Annotated in this window: 17 protein-coding genes and 1 tRNA gene; 10 read left to right on the top strand and 8 right to left on the bottom strand. The window is 51.0% G+C overall.

Going from position 1 to position 19,804, the window contains the following annotated elements; all coding sequences use genetic code 11:
* Positions 1–47: 47 nt before the first annotated feature.
* The 3 genes from MPET_RS07775 to MPET_RS07765 all read right to left on the bottom strand — a co-directional run bounded on the left by MPET_RS07775 (position 48) and on the right by MPET_RS07765 (position 1,763).
* Entirely contained in the window at positions 48–710 is a 663-nt protein-coding gene (locus MPET_RS07775) for a hypothetical protein (RefSeq protein ID WP_013329466.1), read from the bottom strand.
* A 373-nt stretch (positions 711–1,083) separates the two neighbouring features.
* Entirely contained in the window at positions 1,084–1,473 is a 390-nt protein-coding gene (locus MPET_RS07770; RefSeq protein ID WP_013329465.1) for a CU044_2847 family protein, read from the bottom strand.
* Positions 1,474–1,691: 218 nt separating this feature from the next.
* Positions 1,692–1,763: transfer RNA gene (locus MPET_RS07765), tRNA-Gly, on the bottom strand.
* A gap of 265 nt (positions 1,764–2,028) precedes the next feature.
* Here MPET_RS07765 and MPET_RS07760 point away from each other — a divergent pair.
* The 6 genes from MPET_RS07760 to cobA are packed head-to-tail and all read left to right on the top strand — an operon-like array spanning position 2,029 to position 7,728.
* Positions 2,029–2,649 carry a precorrin-2 dehydrogenase/sirohydrochlorin ferrochelatase family protein gene (locus tag MPET_RS07760; RefSeq protein WP_013329464.1) on the top strand — a complete coding sequence of 207 codons (621 nt, stop codon included), beginning with the start codon at positions 2,029–2,031 and terminating at the stop codon, positions 2,647–2,649.
* Complete coding sequence (gene hemA / locus MPET_RS07755) at positions 2,646–3,929, top strand: glutamyl-tRNA reductase (RefSeq protein ID WP_013329463.1); 1,284 nt, start codon at positions 2,646–2,648, stop codon at positions 3,927–3,929. The genes MPET_RS07760 and hemA overlap by 4 nt, the downstream gene beginning before the upstream one ends.
* Positions 3,899–4,882, top strand: a complete 984-nt coding sequence (gene hemB / locus MPET_RS07750) for a porphobilinogen synthase (protein WP_013329462.1) — start codon at positions 3,899–3,901, stop codon at positions 4,880–4,882. Before hemA ends, hemB begins: the two co-directional genes overlap by 31 nt.
* Positions 4,869–6,110, top strand: a complete 1,242-nt coding sequence (gene hemL, locus MPET_RS07745; RefSeq protein WP_013329461.1) for a glutamate-1-semialdehyde 2,1-aminomutase — start codon at positions 4,869–4,871, stop codon at positions 6,108–6,110. The genes hemB and hemL overlap by 14 nt, the downstream gene beginning before the upstream one ends.
* Positions 6,101–6,979, top strand: a complete 879-nt coding sequence (gene hemC / locus MPET_RS07740; RefSeq protein WP_013329460.1) for a hydroxymethylbilane synthase — start codon at positions 6,101–6,103, stop codon at positions 6,977–6,979. Before hemL ends, hemC begins: the two co-directional genes overlap by 10 nt.
* Positions 6,980–7,002: 23 nt before the next feature.
* Complete coding sequence (cobA, locus tag MPET_RS07735; RefSeq protein WP_013329459.1) at positions 7,003–7,728, top strand: uroporphyrinogen-III C-methyltransferase; 726 nt, start codon at positions 7,003–7,005, stop codon at positions 7,726–7,728.
* Positions 7,729–7,794: 66 nt separating this feature from the next.
* Here cobA and MPET_RS07730 read toward each other — a convergent pair whose 3' ends face one another.
* The 3 genes from MPET_RS07730 to MPET_RS07720 form a co-directional block, all read right to left on the bottom strand.
* A complete protein-coding gene (locus MPET_RS07730; RefSeq protein WP_013329458.1) occupies positions 7,795–8,154 on the bottom strand; it encodes a hypothetical protein in 360 nt (119 codons plus the stop codon).
* A 51-nt stretch (positions 8,155–8,205) separates the two neighbouring features.
* Positions 8,206–8,544 (bottom strand): hypothetical protein, encoded by a 339-nt coding sequence (locus MPET_RS07725; protein ID WP_013329457.1) that lies wholly within the window; start codon positions 8,542–8,544, stop codon positions 8,206–8,208.
* 73 nt (positions 8,545–8,617) lie between these two features.
* Positions 8,618–9,949, bottom strand: coding sequence for a hypothetical protein (locus MPET_RS07720; protein ID WP_048130776.1), 1,332 nt, complete (start codon positions 9,947–9,949; stop codon positions 8,618–8,620).
* 273 nt (positions 9,950–10,222) lie between these two features.
* On the opposite strand from MPET_RS07720, the gene MPET_RS07715 reads away from it, so the two are divergent.
* Complete coding sequence (locus MPET_RS07715) at positions 10,223–10,465, top strand: AbrB/MazE/SpoVT family DNA-binding domain-containing protein (RefSeq protein ID WP_013329455.1); 243 nt, start codon at positions 10,223–10,225, stop codon at positions 10,463–10,465.
* Positions 10,450–10,788, top strand: coding sequence for a type II toxin-antitoxin system PemK/MazF family toxin (locus MPET_RS07710; protein WP_013329454.1), 339 nt, complete (start codon positions 10,450–10,452; stop codon positions 10,786–10,788). Before MPET_RS07715 ends, MPET_RS07710 begins: the two co-directional genes overlap by 16 nt.
* 69 nt (positions 10,789–10,857) lie before the next feature.
* On the opposite strand, the gene MPET_RS07705 is transcribed toward MPET_RS07710, so the two are convergent.
* On the bottom strand, positions 10,858–13,647 hold the full coding sequence (locus MPET_RS07705) for a PKD domain-containing protein (protein WP_013329453.1): 2,790 nt from the start codon (positions 13,645–13,647) through the stop codon (positions 10,858–10,860).
* A gap of 1,092 nt (positions 13,648–14,739) precedes the next feature.
* Between MPET_RS07705 and carA the strand changes: the two genes are divergently transcribed.
* Positions 14,740–15,804 (top strand): glutamine-hydrolyzing carbamoyl-phosphate synthase small subunit, encoded by a 1,065-nt coding sequence (gene carA / locus MPET_RS07700; protein WP_013329452.1) that lies wholly within the window; start codon positions 14,740–14,742, stop codon positions 15,802–15,804.
* Positions 15,804–18,971, top strand: coding sequence for a carbamoyl-phosphate synthase large subunit (gene carB, locus MPET_RS07695; protein WP_013329451.1), 3,168 nt, complete (start codon positions 15,804–15,806; stop codon positions 18,969–18,971). The genes carA and carB overlap by 1 nt, the downstream gene beginning before the upstream one ends.
* Positions 18,972–18,995: 24 nt before the next feature.
* Here the strand turns inward: carB and MPET_RS07690 are convergent, their stop codons facing one another.
* Positions 18,996–19,802, bottom strand: a complete 807-nt coding sequence (locus MPET_RS07690) for an ABC transporter ATP-binding protein (protein ID WP_013329450.1) — start codon at positions 19,800–19,802, stop codon at positions 18,996–18,998.
* Between the last annotated feature and the right edge of the window lie 2 nt (positions 19,803–19,804).

Genomic DNA, 19,804 nt, shown 5'->3' with positions numbered 1-19,804 from the left:
CGCAGGAGACGGGATAAAGCTTGTAATTCTGATTTTGAAAAAAAGAGTTATTTAAGTAAGATTTTGGAGAGCTCTACATCTTTTGTTGATACTGCAAGTGTTATGATTTTTAATTTTCCTCCTCGCGAGATTGTTTCAATATCATCTCCAATATCGTAGATTATCCCTTCATAGACTGTATTATCAGAATTTGATTTGTAATACATCGAATCGGAGAAGTCTCTTTCATCGGGCACATCTGACAATTGATGTTCACTATAATCTTTGTATATAAATACCTGGTTATCTGAATAGCCAATTGCAATGCAGGGATATAGAATTTCAGTATCCCGAATACAAATTCTGCCATTTAATATAACCCCCACTTTATTCAAATCCTGAACAAACTGTGCATTTGCCTGCTCGGCAAAATACAAATCCGGAATGTCATTGCCATCACCGTTGCCGATTACAACTATGCTCTTTTCGATTATAGGAAACAGAGTTCCATTATAGTTATTTTTCTGTATTTGATCAAGTGTTGCATAACTGAAGTCTTTAAGAGCATTCCATTCAGAATCGGTGATCTTCCCGTCAATCACAATCCCATAATCATCAAAACTTTTTACCTCTCCAATATCAGTACTGGTGCCCCCCGTGCATCCCACAACAATAACGAAAGCAGCAACCAGACACAGCAAAACGAATATGAAAAAAAGATCTCCCCTCATCTCATCACCAGTGTTTGATATTCGTTGTATCGCAGGAGACGGGATAAAGTTTGCAATTTTGATTTTGTGATATTGAACGTGATGAGAAGAGCAAACATAATGCAACTGAAACGCAAAAGAAAAGTGCGTCGACCGGTGGTTTAATCTTAAATTAGATTCCCGTCATTTTATGGATTCTGCTCGTTCTTGTTATTGGATTCCCTTTTATTAACTATTAATTTTCCTTGGTAATTTTCCCTATATGAGGTTCTCTGTTTTCGTATTTTCCGGTTGTTGGGATAGGTATTTTAAAAATTATTGATTAATCACAAAAGATAATTTTCTACACCCTTAGCTATACTTTTGTTATAATTTAGTTCTTAATTTTAATAATTTAGGATTTGGATTCCCAGGTTAGTTTTACAGCAAATTCACATGAACCGGTAGCTTCTACGAATAATGCAATCCCTCCACTTACTTTTAAACCAAATGAAACTTCTACTTTGTTGGGCTTTTTTACCATTCCCTCAAATTGCTTGTTTAATTTCTCACTAAGGTACCCAATTTTGGTTAACGAATCATCTAAAGCTTTTTCAGATAAATCCTCAGCTTTTTTATAGAACTCAACCTTGGGTAGATACATCCTGTTATAAAGAACTGTAGAATTGATAAGGGTCTCACTGGATACCGGGATGCTCTTTTCTTTTATTTCTTCTATTTCTTCTTCTTTCAACTGGGTAATCACTGATCCAAAAATTATGGATGGTTTATCATTTTGTGGCATAATCCACAATACTAGTATTCAATATAAAAAGTTTTTGATGATATGAAATTAGTTTTTGATAATCTAAAGATAATATAATGACAGAAAAATCAATGATTCGGATGAAGGAGTTAAAAATAACAATTTAATCCTTATAAAACCGGCAGGTAATATTGAGTTGTAAAAGGGGAAAAAAATTTAAATATTCTCAAATATTTCATAAAATTCTAAAGAAAGAGTGCGTCGACCGGGAATCGAACCCGAGTTTAGGCGTTGGCAACGCCTAGTGATAACCGCTACACTATCGACGCATTACAGACAGAAGACATCTTCAGACATCCCTTCTGTGGTGCTCTACAATATTACTGCTGAATCAATATAAACATATCGAAATCCTTCAGCCCTTCAGCCTTTTTTTGAATCGGGTCGATATTTGATATTAATTTTGATATTAATCTTTTCCCCCGTCCGGGTCCGAAGCGCTGTCCAGCTAAAACGATGTGAAAGTTCGGTGTTACAAAAGCAACTGGTTTTTCTGATAAAGTTTTATAAAACTACGACCTACTTTTAAAAACAATGATTCCTCTTATCCATGATCTTTCGGGAAAGAGTGTCACAATCTTCGGCGGCGGGCGCGTTGCGTTCAGGAAAGCCTCTTTTTTCCACCCTGAAGCAGCCGTGACCGTCATCGGCCGGAGCATCGACGAGGAGATCATAAAGCTCGGCGTAACCTGCATCACGAAAGAGGTCTGCGCCGGGAGGGAATCGATCGCGGATTTCATCAAAGGCTCGGCGCTGGTAGTCGCGGCGACCTCCGACAAAAAACTGAACAACGTCATCGGGGAAGTCTGCCGGGAGAGGGGAATCCCGTTCAACAACGCCGACGGTGATCCGGGCGACATCATGATCCCCTCTGTCGTCAGGGGGAAGAACTACATGATCGCCATCTCCACCGAAGGAAAGAGCCCCGCGATCCCGCGCTACATCCGTCACCTGCTGGAGAAGGAATGTCGCGGCATCGACGATATGATCGAACTCCAGTCGGAGTTCAGGGAGACGCTCAAAAATGAAATCCCCGACCAGGACGAGAGGAACCGGATACTCAGGGAGATACTCGAAGACGAGACCGTCTGGGGCCATCTCGAAACTGACAAAAGAGCTGCGGTTGAATATATAACCAGGAAATATCTCAGATGAAAAACAGCCTTTTTATTCCCGTTGCATGCGCCGGCATCTCGCACAGGGAGGCGGACATCCCGGCACTCGAGGACTTCCGTTTCCCCGACGAGAAGGAGTTCATGGACGAGGCCGGAGAGCTCTTCAAAGGCATCGTTTTGCTCCAGACATGCAACAGGATCGAGATATTCGTGCACGGCGACGGTGCAACACTCGATCGCTTCCTCAAAGACAAGGGACGATCCGGCTACAGGATGCTCGAAGGAGAAGACGTCCTCGATCATCTTTTGAGACTCGCATCCGGGATGGAGTCGATGATAATCGGCGAGGACCAGATCCTCGGCCAGCTCAAAACGGCCCTGATCCTCTCCCAGGAGACCGGGCACTGCGACCGCGTCCTCGACATGTGCATCAACAGGGCGATCCACACCGGCATAGAAGTCCGGAACAGGACGAAGATCAACAGCGGCGCAGTATCCATCGGGTCCGCGGCCGTAACCCTCGCCGAAGATCTTCTCGGAACGCTCGAAGACCGGCACATCCTTGTCGTCGGCGTCGGCGAGATGGGAAAACTTGTCGCACAGGCAATTGCGGCGAAGAACCTAAAGGCCATCTATGTCACGAACAGGACATACGAGACGGCCGTCGACCTTGCAGACAAGATCGGCGGAAAAGCGGTGAAGATGGACGATCTCTACCGCTACATCTCCTTATCCGACGTCGTGATCTCGTGCACCGGTGCCCCTCATGCCGTAATCCATGCAAGTGAACTCAGGGAGGCGCTTGAAAGCCGCCGCTGGCCGCTCGACGAAAAGGAGCGCCCGCTGATACTCATCGACATCGCCCAGCCCCGCGACGTAGAGGAAGAGATCGCGAACATCGACAGGGTGAAGGTTTTCACCATCGACGATCTCAGGAGCGTCAGCGAGAAGAACATGGGCATCCGTAAAAAACAGGCGGAAGCCGCAGAAAAAATGATCTCGCTGGATCTCATCTCTTTTGTCTCGATGCTCAACCGCACCTCCGCCGACGATATCCTCGTCGACCTCTATACATGGGCCGAGTCCATACGCATACGCGAGAGGGACAAGGCCCTATCGAGGCTCAAAGATGCCGATGAAAAGACCAGGGGCGTAATCGAAGACTTATCCAAGGTGCTGGTAAAGAAGATGTTTTCAGACGCCACTATAGCAATAAGAGGCTGTGCCGAATCCGGTGACCTGGAAGGTGCAGAGAAGTATGTCCATGCAATAACCAGAGGAAACAATCCATGTATCCGCAAAGACGACTCAGAAGACTGAGAAAAAGAAATATCCAGCCTCTCTTCAGGGAGACCACGGTCCTGAAGGAGGACCTGGTAATGCCGGTATTCTTCGACGAGAATATCGCGAAAAAAAAGCCGATCGAATCCATGCCCGGCCAGTATAGGTATCCGCTCTACGAAGCCGGCGACATTGCGCAGAGGATCCTTGACAAGGGAATCCAGGCAATGCTCATCTTCGGAATTCCGGGGTCCAAGGACGAGGAGGCAACCGAGGCCTGGAACGAGAACGGCGTAGTCCAGGAGGCCGTCCGGATGATAAAGTCCGAAGTTCCGGAGATGGTCGTCATAACAGATGTCTGTGCATGCGAATACACGTCCCACGGCCACTGCGGGATCGTCGGGGACACCCCCTGCGGACCGGATCTCCTAAACGACCCCTCGCTTGAGCTGATGATGCGGATCGCCGTATCCCATGCAGAGGCCGGTGCCGATATGGTCGCACCCTCGTGCATGCTTGACGGACAGGTGACTGCAATCAGGGAGGCTCTCGACGAAGAAGGCTTCGATGACACACCCATAATGTCGTATTCGACCAAGTTCGCAAGTGCACTCTATGGTCCGTTCAGGGAGGCCGCAGACTCGGGCATGGCGTTCGGAGACAGGACCACATACCAGATGGAGCCCGGAAACGCGAGGGAGGCGTTCCTCGAATCCGAACTCGATCTCTCTGAGGGAGCGGACATTCTCATGGTAAAGCCCGCCGGGTTCTATCACGACATCATCGCGTCAGTAACATCACTCGGTGTTCCCGTTGCGGCCTACCAGGTCAGCGGCGAGTATTCGATGATAAAGGCCGCGTCCGAAAAGGGGTGGCTCGACGAGAAACGCGTCGTAATGGAGAGCGTGAAATCGATAAAACGTGCGGGCGCCGATCTTATAATCACCTATTTTGCAGAGGACATCGCAGGGTGGATCGATGAAGAGCAGTGAACTATTCGATATCGCAAAGACACTAATTCCCGGCGGCGTGAGCAGCCCGGTACGGGCGATCAAGCCCTACCCGTTCTATACCAAGAGAGCGAACGGGTCGAGGATCTACACGGAAGACGGCGACGAGCTGATCGACTGCTGTATGGGCTACGGCCCGCTGCTTCTCGGTCATTGCCACCCCGTCGTAAAAGCGGCAATTGAAGAACAAGCCACAAACGGCTGGCTCTACGGGACTCCGACTGAAAAGGAGATCGAACTTGCGAAGATAATCGCCTGCGATCACCCGTCGATAGATATGTGCAGGTTCGTATCCAGCGGGTCCGAGGCCACGATGGCGGCCATAAGGCTTGCAAGGGGATACACGAACAAGAAGGATATCATTAAGGTCGAAGGCGGCTTCCACGGCGCCCACGACGGGGTTCTTATCCAGGCCGGGTCCGGTGCTCTGACGATGGGCGTTCCCGATTCAGCAGGAGTAATCCCGGATGTCGTATCCCACACGATGCAGGTTCCGTACAACGACATCGAGTCACTCGAAGAAATTCTCTCGAAGAACAAAGATATCGCCGCATTCATCCTCGAACCGGTCATGGGCAATGTCGGCCCGGTACTCCCGGAGAAGGATTACCTCAAAGAGGTGCGAAAGATCACGGCCGAAAACGACGTCCTCCTGATAATGGACGAAGTTATCTGCGGCTACAGGGTAGGAATCGGCGGAGCACAGGTCATGTATGATATAAAGCCGGACATAACGACGCTCGGAAAGATCGCAGGTGGAGGTCTTCCGATGGGAATCTTCGCCGGACGAAAGGAGATCATGGAGCTCGTCGCACCCGCAGGACCGGTCTACCAGGCCGGAACATTCAGCGGGAATCCGCTCTCGGTCTCCGCAGGAATCGCGGCGCTGAGATATATTCATGAAAACAGCGGTCTCTACGATAAGCTCGACGGGTTCACGAAAGAAATCGAAGATTATCTTCCCGAACGCTACAGGAACTCTTTCGTCCGTCTCGGCTCGATGTTCAAGCTCTACTTCAGGGACTCTCCGCCTTCGAACTATGTCGAGGCGAAGCAGAGCGACACCGAAAAGTTCGGCAAGTTCTGGAAGGGGATGCTTAAGGAGGGGATCTTCCTTCCGCCGTCCCAGTTCGAGACGAACTTCGTCTCCGCTGCGCATACCACAGGGGATATAGAAAAGATATCAGAGGCATACTGCAAATGTCTCTGATCGCCGGAACAAGGGCCTCAAAGCTCGCCCTCGCCCAGACAAAAAGAGTATCCAGGATGCTCTACGACCTGGAGATCGAAACCCAGGTCAAAAAGATCAGCACGAGCGGGGATAACGTAACAAACGTTCCGCTCCATAAGGTCGGCGGACAGGGAATATTCGTCAAGGCTCTCGACGATGCGATCCTCGAAGGCGAGATCGATTTCGCGGTCCACAGCATGAAGGACATCCCTGCAAAAAGGCCGGACGGTGTCGTTACATGTGCGATCCTGAAAAGGGACTCCCCCGCGGACTTCCTCGTACACTACTGTCCTTTGAAGGAGGTGAAGATCGTCGGAACCTCCAGCACCCGTAGACGTGCCCAGTTCCTTCGCGGCGGACTTGATGTCGAGGTGAAGGAGCTTCGCGGGAACGTCGATACGAGGATCAGAAAACTGAAGGAAGGAGAGTACGACGCAATAGTTCTCGCCGAAGCGGGGATGGAGAGGCTCGGTCTCGATCTTCCCGGAACAAGGCTCCTCCCCCAGTGGCACGTCCCGTCGCCGAACCAGGGGATCATCGCAGTCGTGTGCAGGGACGATCCCGAACTCATAAAGACCTTCGAACCACTGAACCACGAGCAGACAAGAATGGATGCGTCCGTCGAGAGGGCGGTCATGGAGGAGATCGGCGGCGGTTGCTATACCCCGCAGGGCGTCTTCTGCGAGGACGGGTTCCTTATCGCTGAGGTTCTCTCGCTCGACGGAAAGAGATGGGAGAGGATCGAGGACGACGGCAGCAGCGTGGAGGAGGCCCGGCTGATCGGTCAGAAGCTCCGTTCGATCGGCTACGATATAATTGAAGAGGCCAGACTGAGTCTCGGGCTGTAAAGGAATAGCCATAAGGTGTAAAAATGACAGGAAAAGTGTATCTGGTGGGATCCGGCCCCGGCGGCCTGGGCCTCATGACATTTCGGGCGAGGGAGGTCATAGACCTCGCAGACGTTATCCTCTATGACCAGCTCCCGGGCGACGAGATCATCGCCTCTCTCCCTGATGTCGAAAAGATCGATGTCGGGAAGTACGGCGGAAGCCACACGAAGGAGCAGAACGAGATTGAAAACCTCATGATCAAATTCGCCAAAGCGGGAAAGACAGTAGTCCGGCTCAAGGGCGGCGACCCGTTCCTCTTCGGCCGGGGCGGAGAGGAGATGGAGATCCTGAGGGACAACGGCATCGAGGTCGTAATGGTTCCGGGCATAACTTCGGGAATTGCAGTCCCCGAGTGCGTCGGAATTCCCGTAACCCACAGGGACTTCGCTTCGCAGGTCACGTTTCTCACCGGGCACGAAGACCCGACAAAAGAAGAGTCTGCAATCGACTGGAAATGGCTTGCAGGAACGAAGGGAACACTCGTCATCCTCATGGGAGTAAAGAACCTCCCGAAGATAAGCCGGTTCCTCGTTGAAAACGGCATGAACGGCGATCGGCCGGTCGCGATAATCGAGAGGGGGCTTCGGCCCGACCAGCGTGTAACGACCGGGACGCTGGAAGATATTTCAGAAAAAGCCCGGGTGCGGGGTGTCAAGCCCCCGGCTATTATTGTCATCGGGGATGTAGTCTCTCTTTACAGGGAGTAACCGGGAATATTTTTAAAAATTTTTTTTGATTTTCTGATTTTTTTAATTTTTATTTTCAGGCACGAATCATTCGTACCCTATGGAATTTTCATTTCCGGGTTCCTCTTCAGCTACGAATATCGCGTCGACAAAACCGAGGTCGAGACCGCCGAAGATTCCCGCCGCTATATTATAGATGAACGCCGCGATCCCGCCGGTGATGAAACCCAGGATCGCGAGTGCGATTGTCGTTACGATCACCTGCAGGACGCCCGAAAGGAGATCGGCTCCCGCTTCGACTGTGCTGACAGGTATCACCAGTGACGCCAGGACCGTGAAAAGTCCGAGAAATACTATTATTATTCCCGCAATAAATCCGAGCACGATCGATATGGCTGCTACAATTTTTGCCGCGGACAACGGGTTTATGTATACAAGTTCAGGCATGTAACACAATCCTTGTCATATCAATAATAAAATCCTTCCTGAAAAAGGCGCTCACAGGGCCCTTTCGATCTCTTCCCTGATCTGGGGAAGCGAGATCCTTCCGATAGGCGTTACCTTTCCGTTGACGATCACAATCGGGATAGGCGGGTGTTTTTCTTCGATTATCGCGACGATATGATCCGGGATCCCGTCGTCGAGAAGCGTGAGCTTCAGCGCAACATTGCTGCCGAAGATATATTTGATACGCTCGGAAAGAGCCTCGAACGCCGTAACCAAGTTTTCGGAAGGTGCACACTTCTCGAGTTCGCACGTCCGGTCGCCGTCGCAAGGGAAAGGCCCGCATGACGAATCCGAGAACCCAACGATCTCTATCTCTACAATATTGGTCATTAATTATTGTTTTACTCTACAGTATATTTGAATTTATGAATTCGTTCCGTAATGATGGCCGCATATTACAGGTTCAGGATGTTACCATGGTAAATGTGCCGACTGTCTGGCCGTCTGCTTTGGCGGTGACGGTCACCAGCCCTGAGCCGGCCGCAGTAAAGATTGTCCCGTTCGCACCGCCGGCGATCTCTCCCCCGGTAACGGAAAGGTTGCCCAAACCTGCTGCAAGATCGAATGTTACCGGAATTCCGTCAGGGAGAAGGCCGTTGCCCGAGGTATCGATTCCGTTTACATCGTGCGTCAGGTTCGCCCGGATAACGGAGGTCTCACCGGTCGCTACGGTAACTGAGCTGGTGGCTACTCCGAGGACGAGCCACGGGTCATACCTGACGGACCCTTCTGAAAACCCGGACGGATCGGTATTCGTACCCCACCAGTTCTCCGATGCATCGAAATTGTTGTGGGAATATACTGCAGGTGCCTCCAAACTGCAATTGTAGATCCGGCAAAAATGCATGCTGCCGCCTTTGTACGAACAGATCGCACCGCCGCGGCAGGGAGACGAGCAGCCGGTGAACGAGGATGATGTGATTGTGACGGGGCTGAAGGAACTGGAGTAGATCGCACCGCCGGAGTAGGATGATGCAGAGCAGCTGAAGAAGGCCGTTGATGTGGTGTTAAGAGTGCCGGAGAAGATATAGATCGCTCCTCCGGTATTGACAGCCGAGCAGTTGGTGAACGCGGATGATACGACCGTGACCGTGCTGTTGAAGCCGGACAGGATCGCGCCTCCGCTGTTGATGGCCGAACAGTTGGTGAACGCGGATGATATAACCGTGACCGTGCTGTCGGTGTCCGAGAAGATCGCACCGCCGTAGTCCGCAGAGCAGTTTGCGAATACGGATGACGTGACGCTGAGTGTGCCTGAATCCAGGTATATTGCACCGCCGTGATCTGCCTTTCCGTTCCGGAAGGTCAGGTTGTCGATAGAGAGCGAATAACCGGCGGCGTCAAAGATCCTGCCCGACTGCTCCGCGTCGATGATCGTGTCCTCCGCACCGTAGCCTGCGGACTTGTCGGCGGTTATTGTTGCACTGTTCTCCAGGACAATCGAATTCTCAAAATATATTCCCGGCCTGAGAACGACCGTCCCGTTGTCGCCGGCATAAAGAAGTGCCTTTGCGATTGTGGGTGTGCCGGATGTATTGTCAATGGTTATTGTTTCGCCCGAGACGGGCAATGCCATCGCCAAAACCAGAAAAGAGATGAGGACTTTGGCCAGGGAGATCCTGACCTGCTTTATACGTCGTCTCTTTGTTTCTGGTGAGGGGCCGGGGCCCGGAGATATTGTTCTCCGGACAACCCGCCATTCGGTCGCGTCGCGAACCCTGGTGAATATCGACATATGTAGTTGCTGTTCCCGGAAATAAGGGGCTGACCGGCGGCAAAAATGATACTGAGGCCGGTCTGTATACATTTTCCAGTCTGTAATTAATTATTCATGAAAAAGCGCTATTTGCCGTTTGCGATTTTGATTTTTTTAAATGTATGGCTTTTTCAACTATGTAAAATAAATTTTGATTGTCGGGTTCGCCCGAAGATCTCCAGGAAGTACGACTGTTATGAGGGAATGGATTTAATATTCACCTTACAAATAAGATATGTAAGTCGGGATAATATGGATCTTATCGAGATAAAAACCGGAAAGATAACTGAGAAGGGGCAGGTTGTCATACCCAAGTCTGTCAGGGAGAAGTTCCGCGAGGGAACAAAAGTTGCCATTCTTGCCTATGATGACAGGATTGAACTGAGACCTCTTGACGATGTGGACGAACTGCTTTCATGTGCATATGCCTCTGAAAAAGTTCTCGCAGGAGACTGGGATTCAAAGGAAGAAGATGAGGCATGGAGCAATTTGTAAAAGGGGATGTATTAGTAGTTCCGTTTCCTTTCTCCGACTTATCCGGCACAAAACGGAGGCCGGTCTTTGTGGCCGCGGTATTAAACGGGGACGACCTGATTCTCTGCCAGATTACTTCCAGGAACAGAAATGACAATTATTCTGTCCCTTTGTCCGACTCCGATTTTGTAGAAGGTGCAATTAAGGTCGAAAGCTTCATCCGGCCGAACAGGATCTTTACGGCGGAAAAGTCGATAATTTTGTACAGGATCGGCAAAGTGAATCCCGTTAAAGCAGGAGAGGTCGAAGAGGTTCTTGTCCGGATTTTCAAAGTGGTTGCCTGAGTTTGATTACGTTCCGATCTATTTGCGGTAAATATATCCTGTTGTATCAGTCAAAAGAGAGATGCCGGATTATTTCCGGCCTTCATACCATTCTTCGGGATATTCATCTTTTTTCCTGCGCGTTGCCAGCCCGATGATTATGAATATAATGAGCATGAGAACAAGTAATATTGGGACTGCAAAGGACGACCATGATCGCGGTTCTTCTTGAGCAGTTGTATTGCCTGAAGTTACGGTTGATTTGGCTGTCACGTTGGACGACGAAGAGGTACCTGTTGTTGCATCGGTTTGTGTAATGTAAGCATTAGAGTGGGATGAAGCAGGTTCAGATCCTTCCGGAACGATTGTTGCACCTTTGAATATAGTGATTGCAAGCCACGAGAATGACCGGGCGTCCGCACTGTAATAATAATATGTATTGTCCTCGCCGGCGAAAGTAGTCGCCAGTTTCTCCCATTCTCCTGATTCTTCATTATAATACATCATTACTATGTCGTCGTAACTATAGCCGCTGGTTGCCAGCCAGTTCTTTTCCACCTTAAAATAATAAGTCACCCCGGAAACGTCAGAGGCGTCGGCATAATAGAGTTTTGCATCCTCGTACTCGTAGACGTTAGTACCCGTATATCCTACCGATGAGGGAACCGAGGTGCTTCTCTGGACTGTTATCATCAGTTTTTGAATGTCGTTTCCGGCTGTGACCGTGACCATATATACCGCACCTTTATCCATATCGAAGGATGTACTGCTTCCAGCTTCAAGATCGGTCGTAAAACCCGTTCCTGTGTTGGTGTTCGATCCTCCCCCGGAGGAGGTGGTGCCTACAGATGAAGAAGCCGTATTAACTGTAATGTAACCGGCCAGTGATTCTGTGTCATTTCCCAATGCATTGCTGACTGTCAGGTTGACCGTATAAGTTCCTGTCGACAGGTATGTATGTGTAACATTTTTTAAGCCGGGGTTGGTGGTATTGGACCATTCGCCGTCGCCGAACGACCAGTTCCAGCAGGTCGGAGATCCCGTGGACGTATCGGTGAACGATACTGTGAGCGGAACGGTTCCGGATACCGGTGTGGCGTAAAACGACGCCTCCGGTGTTATCAAAATCTGAACGCTTACGTTCTGATCGTCGACGGTGACGTTGACTGTTGAAATTATGGAGGTGGCTGGTGTAAAGACTGTTTCGTTTACACCGGAGGTTATGTTTCCTTCAGTAACCGACAGGCTTGCGGAACCGGTTACAAGATCGAACTTCACAGGGATTCCGTCGGGGACGAAACCGCTGCCCGATGTGTCGGTGCCGTTTACGTCGTGTGTCAGGTTCGCCCTGATGACGGAGGTCTCGCTGGTCATTATTGTAACAGGATCGGCTGTCGCCCCGAGGACGAGCCACGGGGTGTACGTGACCGGTCCTGATGTAAATCCTGACGGGTCGCTGTTAGTCCCCCACCAGTTGTTCGTCGCATTGAAGGATTCGGAAGAATGCACAGCAGGGTCCCCTGAACTACAGTTGTAGATCCGGGAGAAGTGCATGCTGCCGAGGCGGGCACCGATCGCACCGCCGTAAAGGGATGCCGTGCAGTCTGTGAGCGTAGAGGAATTGACGGTCACGTTATCATTGGCGGAAAAGATCGCACCGCCCCTGTCTGCCGAGCAGCCCGTGAAAGTCGAGGCGTTGACGGTTACAGTGTTAAGATAGGAATATATCGCGCCGCCGTTTGTAGCCGAACAGCCTGTGAACACGGAAGAATCCACAGTTATGGTATCGTTGGCAGAAAAAATTACGCCGCCGTGCAGGCCGGCCGAGCAGTCCGAGAATACGGAGGAGGTAACTGTTACGGTACCGGCGCCGTCGGAGTTGACTGCGCTCCCGTTGCCGGTGGCCGAACAGCCCGTGAACGTGGATACGCTGATGGTTAGGGTGACTGCTTCGCCGGTTTGGATCGTGCCGCCGTTTGTAGCCGAGCAGTTTGTGAATGTTGATGATGTAATGGTTGTTAAATTAAGAGAGTTGGACAGGATCGCACCTCCTTGTCCGGCTGTGCAGTTTGTAAAACCCGATGAGGCAATAGTTAAAAGAGAGTTGCCGCCGGAAAATATTGCACCGCCCCTGCCACTTCCGGCAGTGCAGTCCGTGAATGTGGACGATTCGAAGGTTGTGCCGCCGCCGGTATTGGTATAGACCGCACCGCCTTTATTTGTAGCTGTACAGTTTATGAACGTGGATGAGGTTATGATCTCTGGATTATCGTCCAGGCCGGAAAATATTGCGCCGCCGTTTCTGCCGGAACAGCGCGTGAATGTAGAGTTGTCAGCATGTACGGCAGTTTCAGAGCCGTAGGAATATATCGCGCCGCCGTCGTTTGCAGCCGAACAGTCTGTGAATGCGGAAGAGTTGACGGTTACGATGTCGTTGGAATCGATTGCACCGCCATGCTGGCTGGCCGAGCAGTTTGTGAACTCGGATGAATTGATGCTTACTTCACCGGTGGTGGTGTAGATCGCACCGCCGATATCTGCATACCCGTTCCTTAGACTCAGGCTGTCGACTGAGATCGAATAGGCACCGGTATCAAAGATCCTTCCACCCATCACCGCGTCGATGATCGTATCCGCCGCACTGCCGCCGGCCGATATGTTGGCAGTAATTGTGGTGTTGTTCGTCAGGGTTATCGAATTTTCGAAATATATACCCGGCTGGAGGATGAGAGTCCCGCTGTCGCCGACACAAAGAAGAGCACTGGCAATCGAAGAAGAATTGTCGATTGTGATAGTCTCACCGGCGACGGGCACAGCCAGGACAAAAACCGAAATGAAAAGGATTAATGCAATGGTCCGTTCCCCTCTGTCCGGTATCACTCAACATCCCTCCCTGTCAGGTGACGGGCAGATTCCATGTCGTCGGGTAGTCGCTGGTATGACTTACTAAAAAGTTCGCCGCCCGGCATGGGCAGAGCTAGACTTAATGTTGGCATTCGTAATAACCGTCCCCCAGAAAACAAATTTCGGCCAGTAACAACAGCAGTTAGAGTATGACCTGCGTTTGTTTTCCAGTCTTATAATTAAAAAAGACAATCAATTATATTAAATTTTCCATTCGTTTTTGTTCAAACCGTACGAATTTTGTATGAATCTCTTATTCTGCGATATTTACCCGGTGTAATACAGAATTCATCTTTTGAGACTCTGTATCTATGATCGGTATTCAGATGGTTAAATATACAAAAAATAGTGGAATTGTATTTTTTTAACGATAGATTATCCTATTGCTTTCTTCACTGTTTCATTCACCAATGTCTCTGTTTTTCATATGGAACAATATTAACAGATAGTTTGTCTCCTTTCTCCGGAATACGGGGGGCCATATTTTTAGCTGCTTTTTTTCTTTGTCCTTTTCTTAGTCAGCCAAATATGATTCTTTGGGTTCTGTTTCGTGTTCCCGGAATATCATCTTCACGTGCAGGACTCTCTGCTATTATCTTCTGATGATCTTCGGGGGCTTTGGACCGGTTTTGTGACTTTTATGAATCCCTGTATATCTTCTTAGATGCTTTTCCGGCTGATGCAGAGACTCAAAATGCATAATGATGACTAGTAATTCGGGCAGTTAAGTACTGCCTTAAAGTTAAGTTAAGGGCAGGAGTTTCATAATTATCAAATCAGGCTATGATTATCTGATCCTGTGCAGATCCAAAGTTTTGATTCCTGCTCAATTTTTTTGAAAACTAAAATGACTGCGGGATGAAAAAGGAAATCCCGCGGAGCCGGAGGAAGCTCACAATCTCGGCCGGATAACAAACCGGCATATAATACTGCCGGCACGAGTTTCATCTTTTTTTATACCTCCAAGATAACCTTTTTTGAGTATCTCTGCTTATAATTAACAACAAAAAGTATTCGAGGACGGCAGGTGCTGTACGCCGGGATACTTTGGGAAATGATTGCAATAAAATGAAGGAGTTAAAAGCTGTTCTGGGTTTTGAAAACGGGGAATTCGTTACGGGCAGGGGTTTTGGTGCCGAGGGCTCCTGCGGCGGCGAACTCGTCTTTACCACGCAAATGAGCGGGTATATGGAAGCGCTGACCGATCCGAGCTATGCAGGCCAGATCCTGATGTTCACCTATCCCCTGATCGGAAATTACGGTGTCGATTTCCACAATTTCCAGAGTCCGAAGGTCAACGCGATGGGATGCGTCGTCCACGAACTCTGCAAAAGGCCGACCGCGAATACGCCTCTCGGCCAGTTCTTCGAGGAGAACGGTCTTCTCGGCATAGAGGGGATCGACACGAGGCAGCTTACCATAAAAACCCGTGTGGACGGCACATTACGCTCGGCCCTTGTCGTTGGCGACGACAACGGTGAGTATGCCGTCGATCTCGCGAAAAAGCTGAAACCTATATCGGAGATCGATCTTCTAAGTTCGGTCTCCTGTAAAGAGCCCTATCATATTCCAGGCAAAGGGAAGAAGATAGCGGTAATCGATCTGGGAATAAAGAAAAACATTGCAATCTCTCTTTTGCGCCGCGGCGCCGATCTCTATATCTTTCCTTACAATTCAAAACCCTCTGATATCGAAGCGTGCGATCCCGATGCGATATTCATCACGAACGGTCCGGGCGACCCGGAACTTGCGACAGACGCGATCGAATGCGCCAAATACTTCATCGGGAAAAAACCCGTCTTCGGGATCTGCATGGGCAACCAGGTTCTCGGACTCGCGTTCGGTGCGAAGACATACAAGATGAAGTTCGGGCACAGGGGCTCCAACCAGCCGGTCCGGAGATCGGACGGCAGGATATTCATAACGACCCAGAATCACGGGTTCGCCGTCGATCAGGACAGTCTCCCCGGTGAGTGCGAACTCTACTTCGAGAATGTTAACGACGGAACCCTCGAGGGATTCTGTGTGCCGGACCTTGACGTATACTGCGTCCAGTTCCACCCCGAAGCGTTCGGAGGGCCGAGGGACACCGAAGCACCGATATTCGATATGATGTACGGGAGGATCAAATAATGCCGCGGCGTGAAGATATCAAAAAGGTAATACTGATCGGCTCCGGCCCGATCCAGATCGGCCAGGCGGCCGAGTTCGACTTCTCCGGTTCGCAGGCATGCAGGGCATTGAGGGAGGAGGGCGTAGAGGTCGTCCTCGTCAACTCCAATCCTGCAACCATACAGACCGATCCCGATACGGCTGACGTTGTGTACGTCGAGCCGCTGAAGGCAGGGATAATCGCGAAGATCATCGAGAAGGAGAAGCCGGACGGAATTTTAAGCGGAATGGGCGGCCAGACCGGCCTGAACCTTACCGCCGAACTCGCGGAGATGGGTGCACTGGAGGATGTCGAGATCCTCGGAACCCCACTCGAAGCGATCTATAAGGGCGAGGACAGGGAGAAGTTCCGCGATCTCATGAACGATATCGGCGAGCCGATACCGAGGAGCATGATCCTCAGGTCGATGGACCAGCTCGACAATGCGCTCGAGATCGTCGGCCTTCCGGCGATCATCCGTCCTGCGTATACTCTCGGCGGTGCCGGCGGTGGTGTCGCACATACTCCCGAGGAGCTGAGGAAGATCGTCGAGATCGGCCTCCAGCGCTCGCGTATTCACCAGGTTCTTATCGAAGAGAGCGTCATGGGATGGAAGGAGATCGAGTACGAGGTCATGAGGGACTCGTTCGATACCTGCCTGATTGTCTGCGGTATGGAGAACGTAGACGCGATGGGCATACACACCGGGGAGAGCGTCGTCGTCGCCCCGATCCTGACCCTTACCGACGAGGAGTTCCATCTCCTGAGGACGGCCGCGATAAAGATCATCCGTGCACTCGACGTCCAGGGCGGATGCAACATCCAGATGGCGTTCAAGGACGGGGACTACAGGATCATCGAGGTCAACCCGCGTGTATCGAGGTCTTCAGCCCTCGCATCGAAGGCGACCGGCTACCCGATCGCAAGGGTTGCGGCGAAGATCGCGATCGGTCTCAGGCTCGACGAGATCATGAACTCTGTCACGGGCTGCACCCCGGCATCGTTCGAACCGTCTATCGATTACGTGGTCGTGAAGATCCCGAGGTGGCCTTTCGACAAGTTCAAGAATGCCGACCGGACGCTTACTACCGCTATGAAGAGCACTGGCGAGGTAATGTCAATCGGGAGGACGCTCGAAGAGGCGTTCATGAAGGCGATGCGTTCGCTGGATACGGATATCAATTCGCATACCGACAAGGACGAGATCCGGATGCTTCTCCAGAACCCGACCGACGAGAGGTTTGGCTGCCTCTTCGACGCATTCAGGCAGGGTTTCACTGTGGAGGAGGTATCGGCCCTTACGTTTATCGACGTATTCTTCCTCCAGAAGATCGAAAACCTCGTGGAGATCGAGAAGAAGCTCAAGAGCGGAAGCGTATCAGAAGACGACATCCGCAACGCGGTTCACTACGGATTTTCTGTGACCGAGATCGGCGAGCTGACCGGAAAGCCGGAGAAGGAGATCGAAGCGATCGCAGGGCTGCCGGTTTACAAACTGGTCGATACCTGTGCCGCAGAGTTCCCTGCAAAGACCCCGTACTTCTACTCGACAAGGGACGAAGGCTGCGAGATCGACAGGGACGGAAAGCAGAAGATCCTGATACTCGGTTCGGGCCCGATCAGGATCGGACAGGGAATCGAGTTCGATTACTGTACCGTTCACGCGGTAATGGCGCTCCGTGAAGAAGGAATCGAGGTTCATATAGTCAACAATAATCCGGAGACCGTCTCCACAGACTTCGACACCTCCGACCGTCTCTTCTTCGAGCCGATGAAGCTCGAGGATGTCATGAACATTCTCAGGAAGGACGACTATTACGGTGTCATGGTCCAGTTCGGCGGCCAGAACTCCGTAAACCTTGCTACCTCCATCGAGGAGAAGATCAAAGAGTACGGGCTGAAGACGAAGATTCTCGGGACATCGCCTGCAGCTATGGATCTTGCGGAGGATCGGGACCAGTTCAGCAGACTCCTTGAAAGGCTGGATATACCTTCTCCTGCGAACGGATCGGCACATTCGGAGACCGAGGCCATGCAGGTCGCAAAGAAGATCGGCTACCCGCTTCTCGTAAGGCCGTCGTATGTCCTCGGCGGAAGGGCGATGGAGCTTGTCCACGACGACATCGAGCTCAGGAATTATATCAAGGAGGCCGTGAAGGTCAGCCGGAAGCACCCGGTACTGCTCGACTCGTTCCTACAGAACGCGATCGAGATCGATGTCGATGCGGTATGCGACGGCGAGGATGTCCTCATCGGCGGAATAATGGAGCATATCGAGGAGGCCGGTGTTCACAGCGGCGATTCGGCATGCGTTATTCCGTCCCAGTCGCTGTCGAAGAATGTCATTGCGACGGTGAAGGACTACACGAGGAAGCTTGCGCTCGGTATCGGCGTCGTGGGCCTGATCAATATACAGTATGCGGTGAAGGACGAGGTCGTATATGTCCTAGAGGCAAACCCGCGTGCAAGCCGCACTGTTCCGTTCGTCTCGAAGGCGACCGGGATTCCGCTTGCAAAGATCGCTGCGAGGGTGATGACGGACGGGAAGCTGAAGACCTACGGGATCACAGAGAAGAAGCTCTCGCATGTATCCGTAAAGGAAGTCCTGCTTCCGTTCAACAAGCTTCCGGGCGTCGACATCACCCTGAGTCCTGAGATGAAGAGTACCGGCGAGGTAATGGGAATCGATTACGACTTCGGGCGGGCGTATTACAAGGCCTGCATCTCAGCTGAAAACCAGCTTCCGCTTGAAGGGAAGGTATTCATCTCGGCCGGAAGCGAGTTCAAGCAGGACTTCGTTCCGATAGCGAAGAAGCTCTGCTCTCTCGGCTTATCGATCGTCGGGACGAAAGGGACTGTCGAGACCCTTCGTGAGAACGGAATCGAGGCCGATCTTGTAAGAAAGGTCCAGGAAGGCTCTCCCAATGTCATAGACTTCATGAGGAGAGGCGAGATCAACCTGATCATCAACACCCCGTCGGGCAAATACTCGCGGCAGGATCACATGCAGATAATGAGGGCGGCACTCGACTACAATACCCCGTACATCACGACAATCCAGGCTGCAAAGGCGGCGGCGATGGCGATTGAGTCGATGAAGAAGGGCGATATCACGATCGAGCCGCTTTCGCATTATCATGAAAATTAATTTTTTTATTAATCTGATTTCAGTCTAACCAAAACGCGATAATTTTTTAGCAGTTTCATTTTTCCGCAGGAGATCGCCGGGTATCACAATCCTGATATTGTCGACAGTGCTAACCGAACAGCTGTTCCCGTAGATCTTTGACAGGACATCCTCGCAGATAACGTCCGAAGGTGCACCGTTCGCAACAACTCCGCCGTTTCCTATTACCACCACCCTGTCGCAGAACCAGGATACATGGTTCGGGTCGTGGCTGCATGCGATGATTGTCTTTCCGTCCTCTGCGATCTCACGCATCAGTCTCCAGATCTTCATCTGGTTCTGAAAATCAAGAGAGCTTGTCGGTTCGTCGAGAAATAGTACCGGAGTATCCTGTGCAAGCGCCCGTGCCATCAGGACCATCTGGCGCTGGCCGCCCGAGAGCTGATTGTAGGGCCGATCGGAGAGATCCGGGATCCCCAGGATATCAAGATTGTCCATTGCGATCTCCTTGTCTCTTCGTTTCAAGCCGAATATTCCTCCCATGTGGGGAGTCCTGCCCATGAGAACGATCTCCTTTACAAGATACGGGAACGGCGGTTTATGCTCCTGCGGGACATAGGATACGATCTTTGCCAGGTCTTCAATTCTTTTGCCGGTGGTCGGTTCACCGTTGATGGAGATCCTTCCTCCCTGCAATTCCAGAAATCCCAGGCAGCACCTGAAAAGTGTCGTCTTGCCTGCACCGTTGGGCCCGAAGAGTCCGCAGAGTTCTCCTTCGTCCACGTGAAAAGAGACGCCGGAGAGAACAGGGTGGTTGCCGTACGAGAATCGAATATCGTCTGCGTCGATCATGA

It is taken from the genome of Methanolacinia petrolearia DSM 11571 (assembly GCF_000147875.1).
Classification (GTDB): domain Archaea; phylum Halobacteriota; class Methanomicrobia; order Methanomicrobiales; family Methanomicrobiaceae; genus Methanolacinia; species Methanolacinia petrolearia.
Note: the sequence above shows the minus strand (reverse complement) of the source record. Positions and strands in the feature narration are given on the sequence as shown.

Coding starts and splice junctions, on each gene's coding strand:
- MPET_RS07775 (WP_013329466.1), bottom strand. CDS start 710: ATGAGGGGAGATCTTTTTTTCATATTCGTTTTGCTGTGTCTGGTTGCT.
- MPET_RS07715 (WP_013329455.1), top strand. CDS start 10,223: ATGGATCTTATCGAGATAAAAACCGGAAAGATAACTGAGAAGGGGCAG.
- MPET_RS07725 (WP_013329457.1), bottom strand. CDS start 8,544: ATGACCAATATTGTAGAGATAGAGATCGTTGGGTTCTCGGATTCGTCA.
- hemL (WP_013329461.1), top strand. CDS start 4,869: ATGAAGAGCAGTGAACTATTCGATATCGCAAAGACACTAATTCCCGGC.
- hemA (WP_013329463.1), top strand. CDS start 2,646: ATGAAAAACAGCCTTTTTATTCCCGTTGCATGCGCCGGCATCTCGCAC.
- hemC (WP_013329460.1), top strand. CDS start 6,101: ATGTCTCTGATCGCCGGAACAAGGGCCTCAAAGCTCGCCCTCGCCCAG.
- MPET_RS07730 (WP_013329458.1), bottom strand. CDS start 8,154: ATGCCTGAACTTGTATACATAAACCCGTTGTCCGCGGCAAAAATTGTA.
- MPET_RS07710 (WP_013329454.1), top strand. CDS start 10,450: ATGGAGCAATTTGTAAAAGGGGATGTATTAGTAGTTCCGTTTCCTTTC.
- MPET_RS07760 (WP_013329464.1), top strand. CDS start 2,029: ATGATTCCTCTTATCCATGATCTTTCGGGAAAGAGTGTCACAATCTTC.
- MPET_RS07690 (WP_013329450.1), bottom strand. CDS start 19,802: ATGATCGACGCAGACGATATTCGATTCTCGTACGGCAACCACCCTGTT.
- carB (WP_013329451.1), top strand. CDS start 15,804: ATGCCGCGGCGTGAAGATATCAAAAAGGTAATACTGATCGGCTCCGGC.
- MPET_RS07770 (WP_013329465.1), bottom strand. CDS start 1,473: ATGCCACAAAATGATAAACCATCCATAATTTTTGGATCAGTGATTACC.
- MPET_RS07720 (WP_048130776.1), bottom strand. CDS start 9,949: ATGTCGATATTCACCAGGGTTCGCGACGCGACCGAATGGCGGGTTGTC.
- hemB (WP_013329462.1), top strand. CDS start 3,899: ATGTATCCGCAAAGACGACTCAGAAGACTGAGAAAAAGAAATATCCAG.
- cobA (WP_013329459.1), top strand. CDS start 7,003: ATGACAGGAAAAGTGTATCTGGTGGGATCCGGCCCCGGCGGCCTGGGC.
- carA (WP_013329452.1), top strand. CDS start 14,740: ATGAAGGAGTTAAAAGCTGTTCTGGGTTTTGAAAACGGGGAATTCGTT.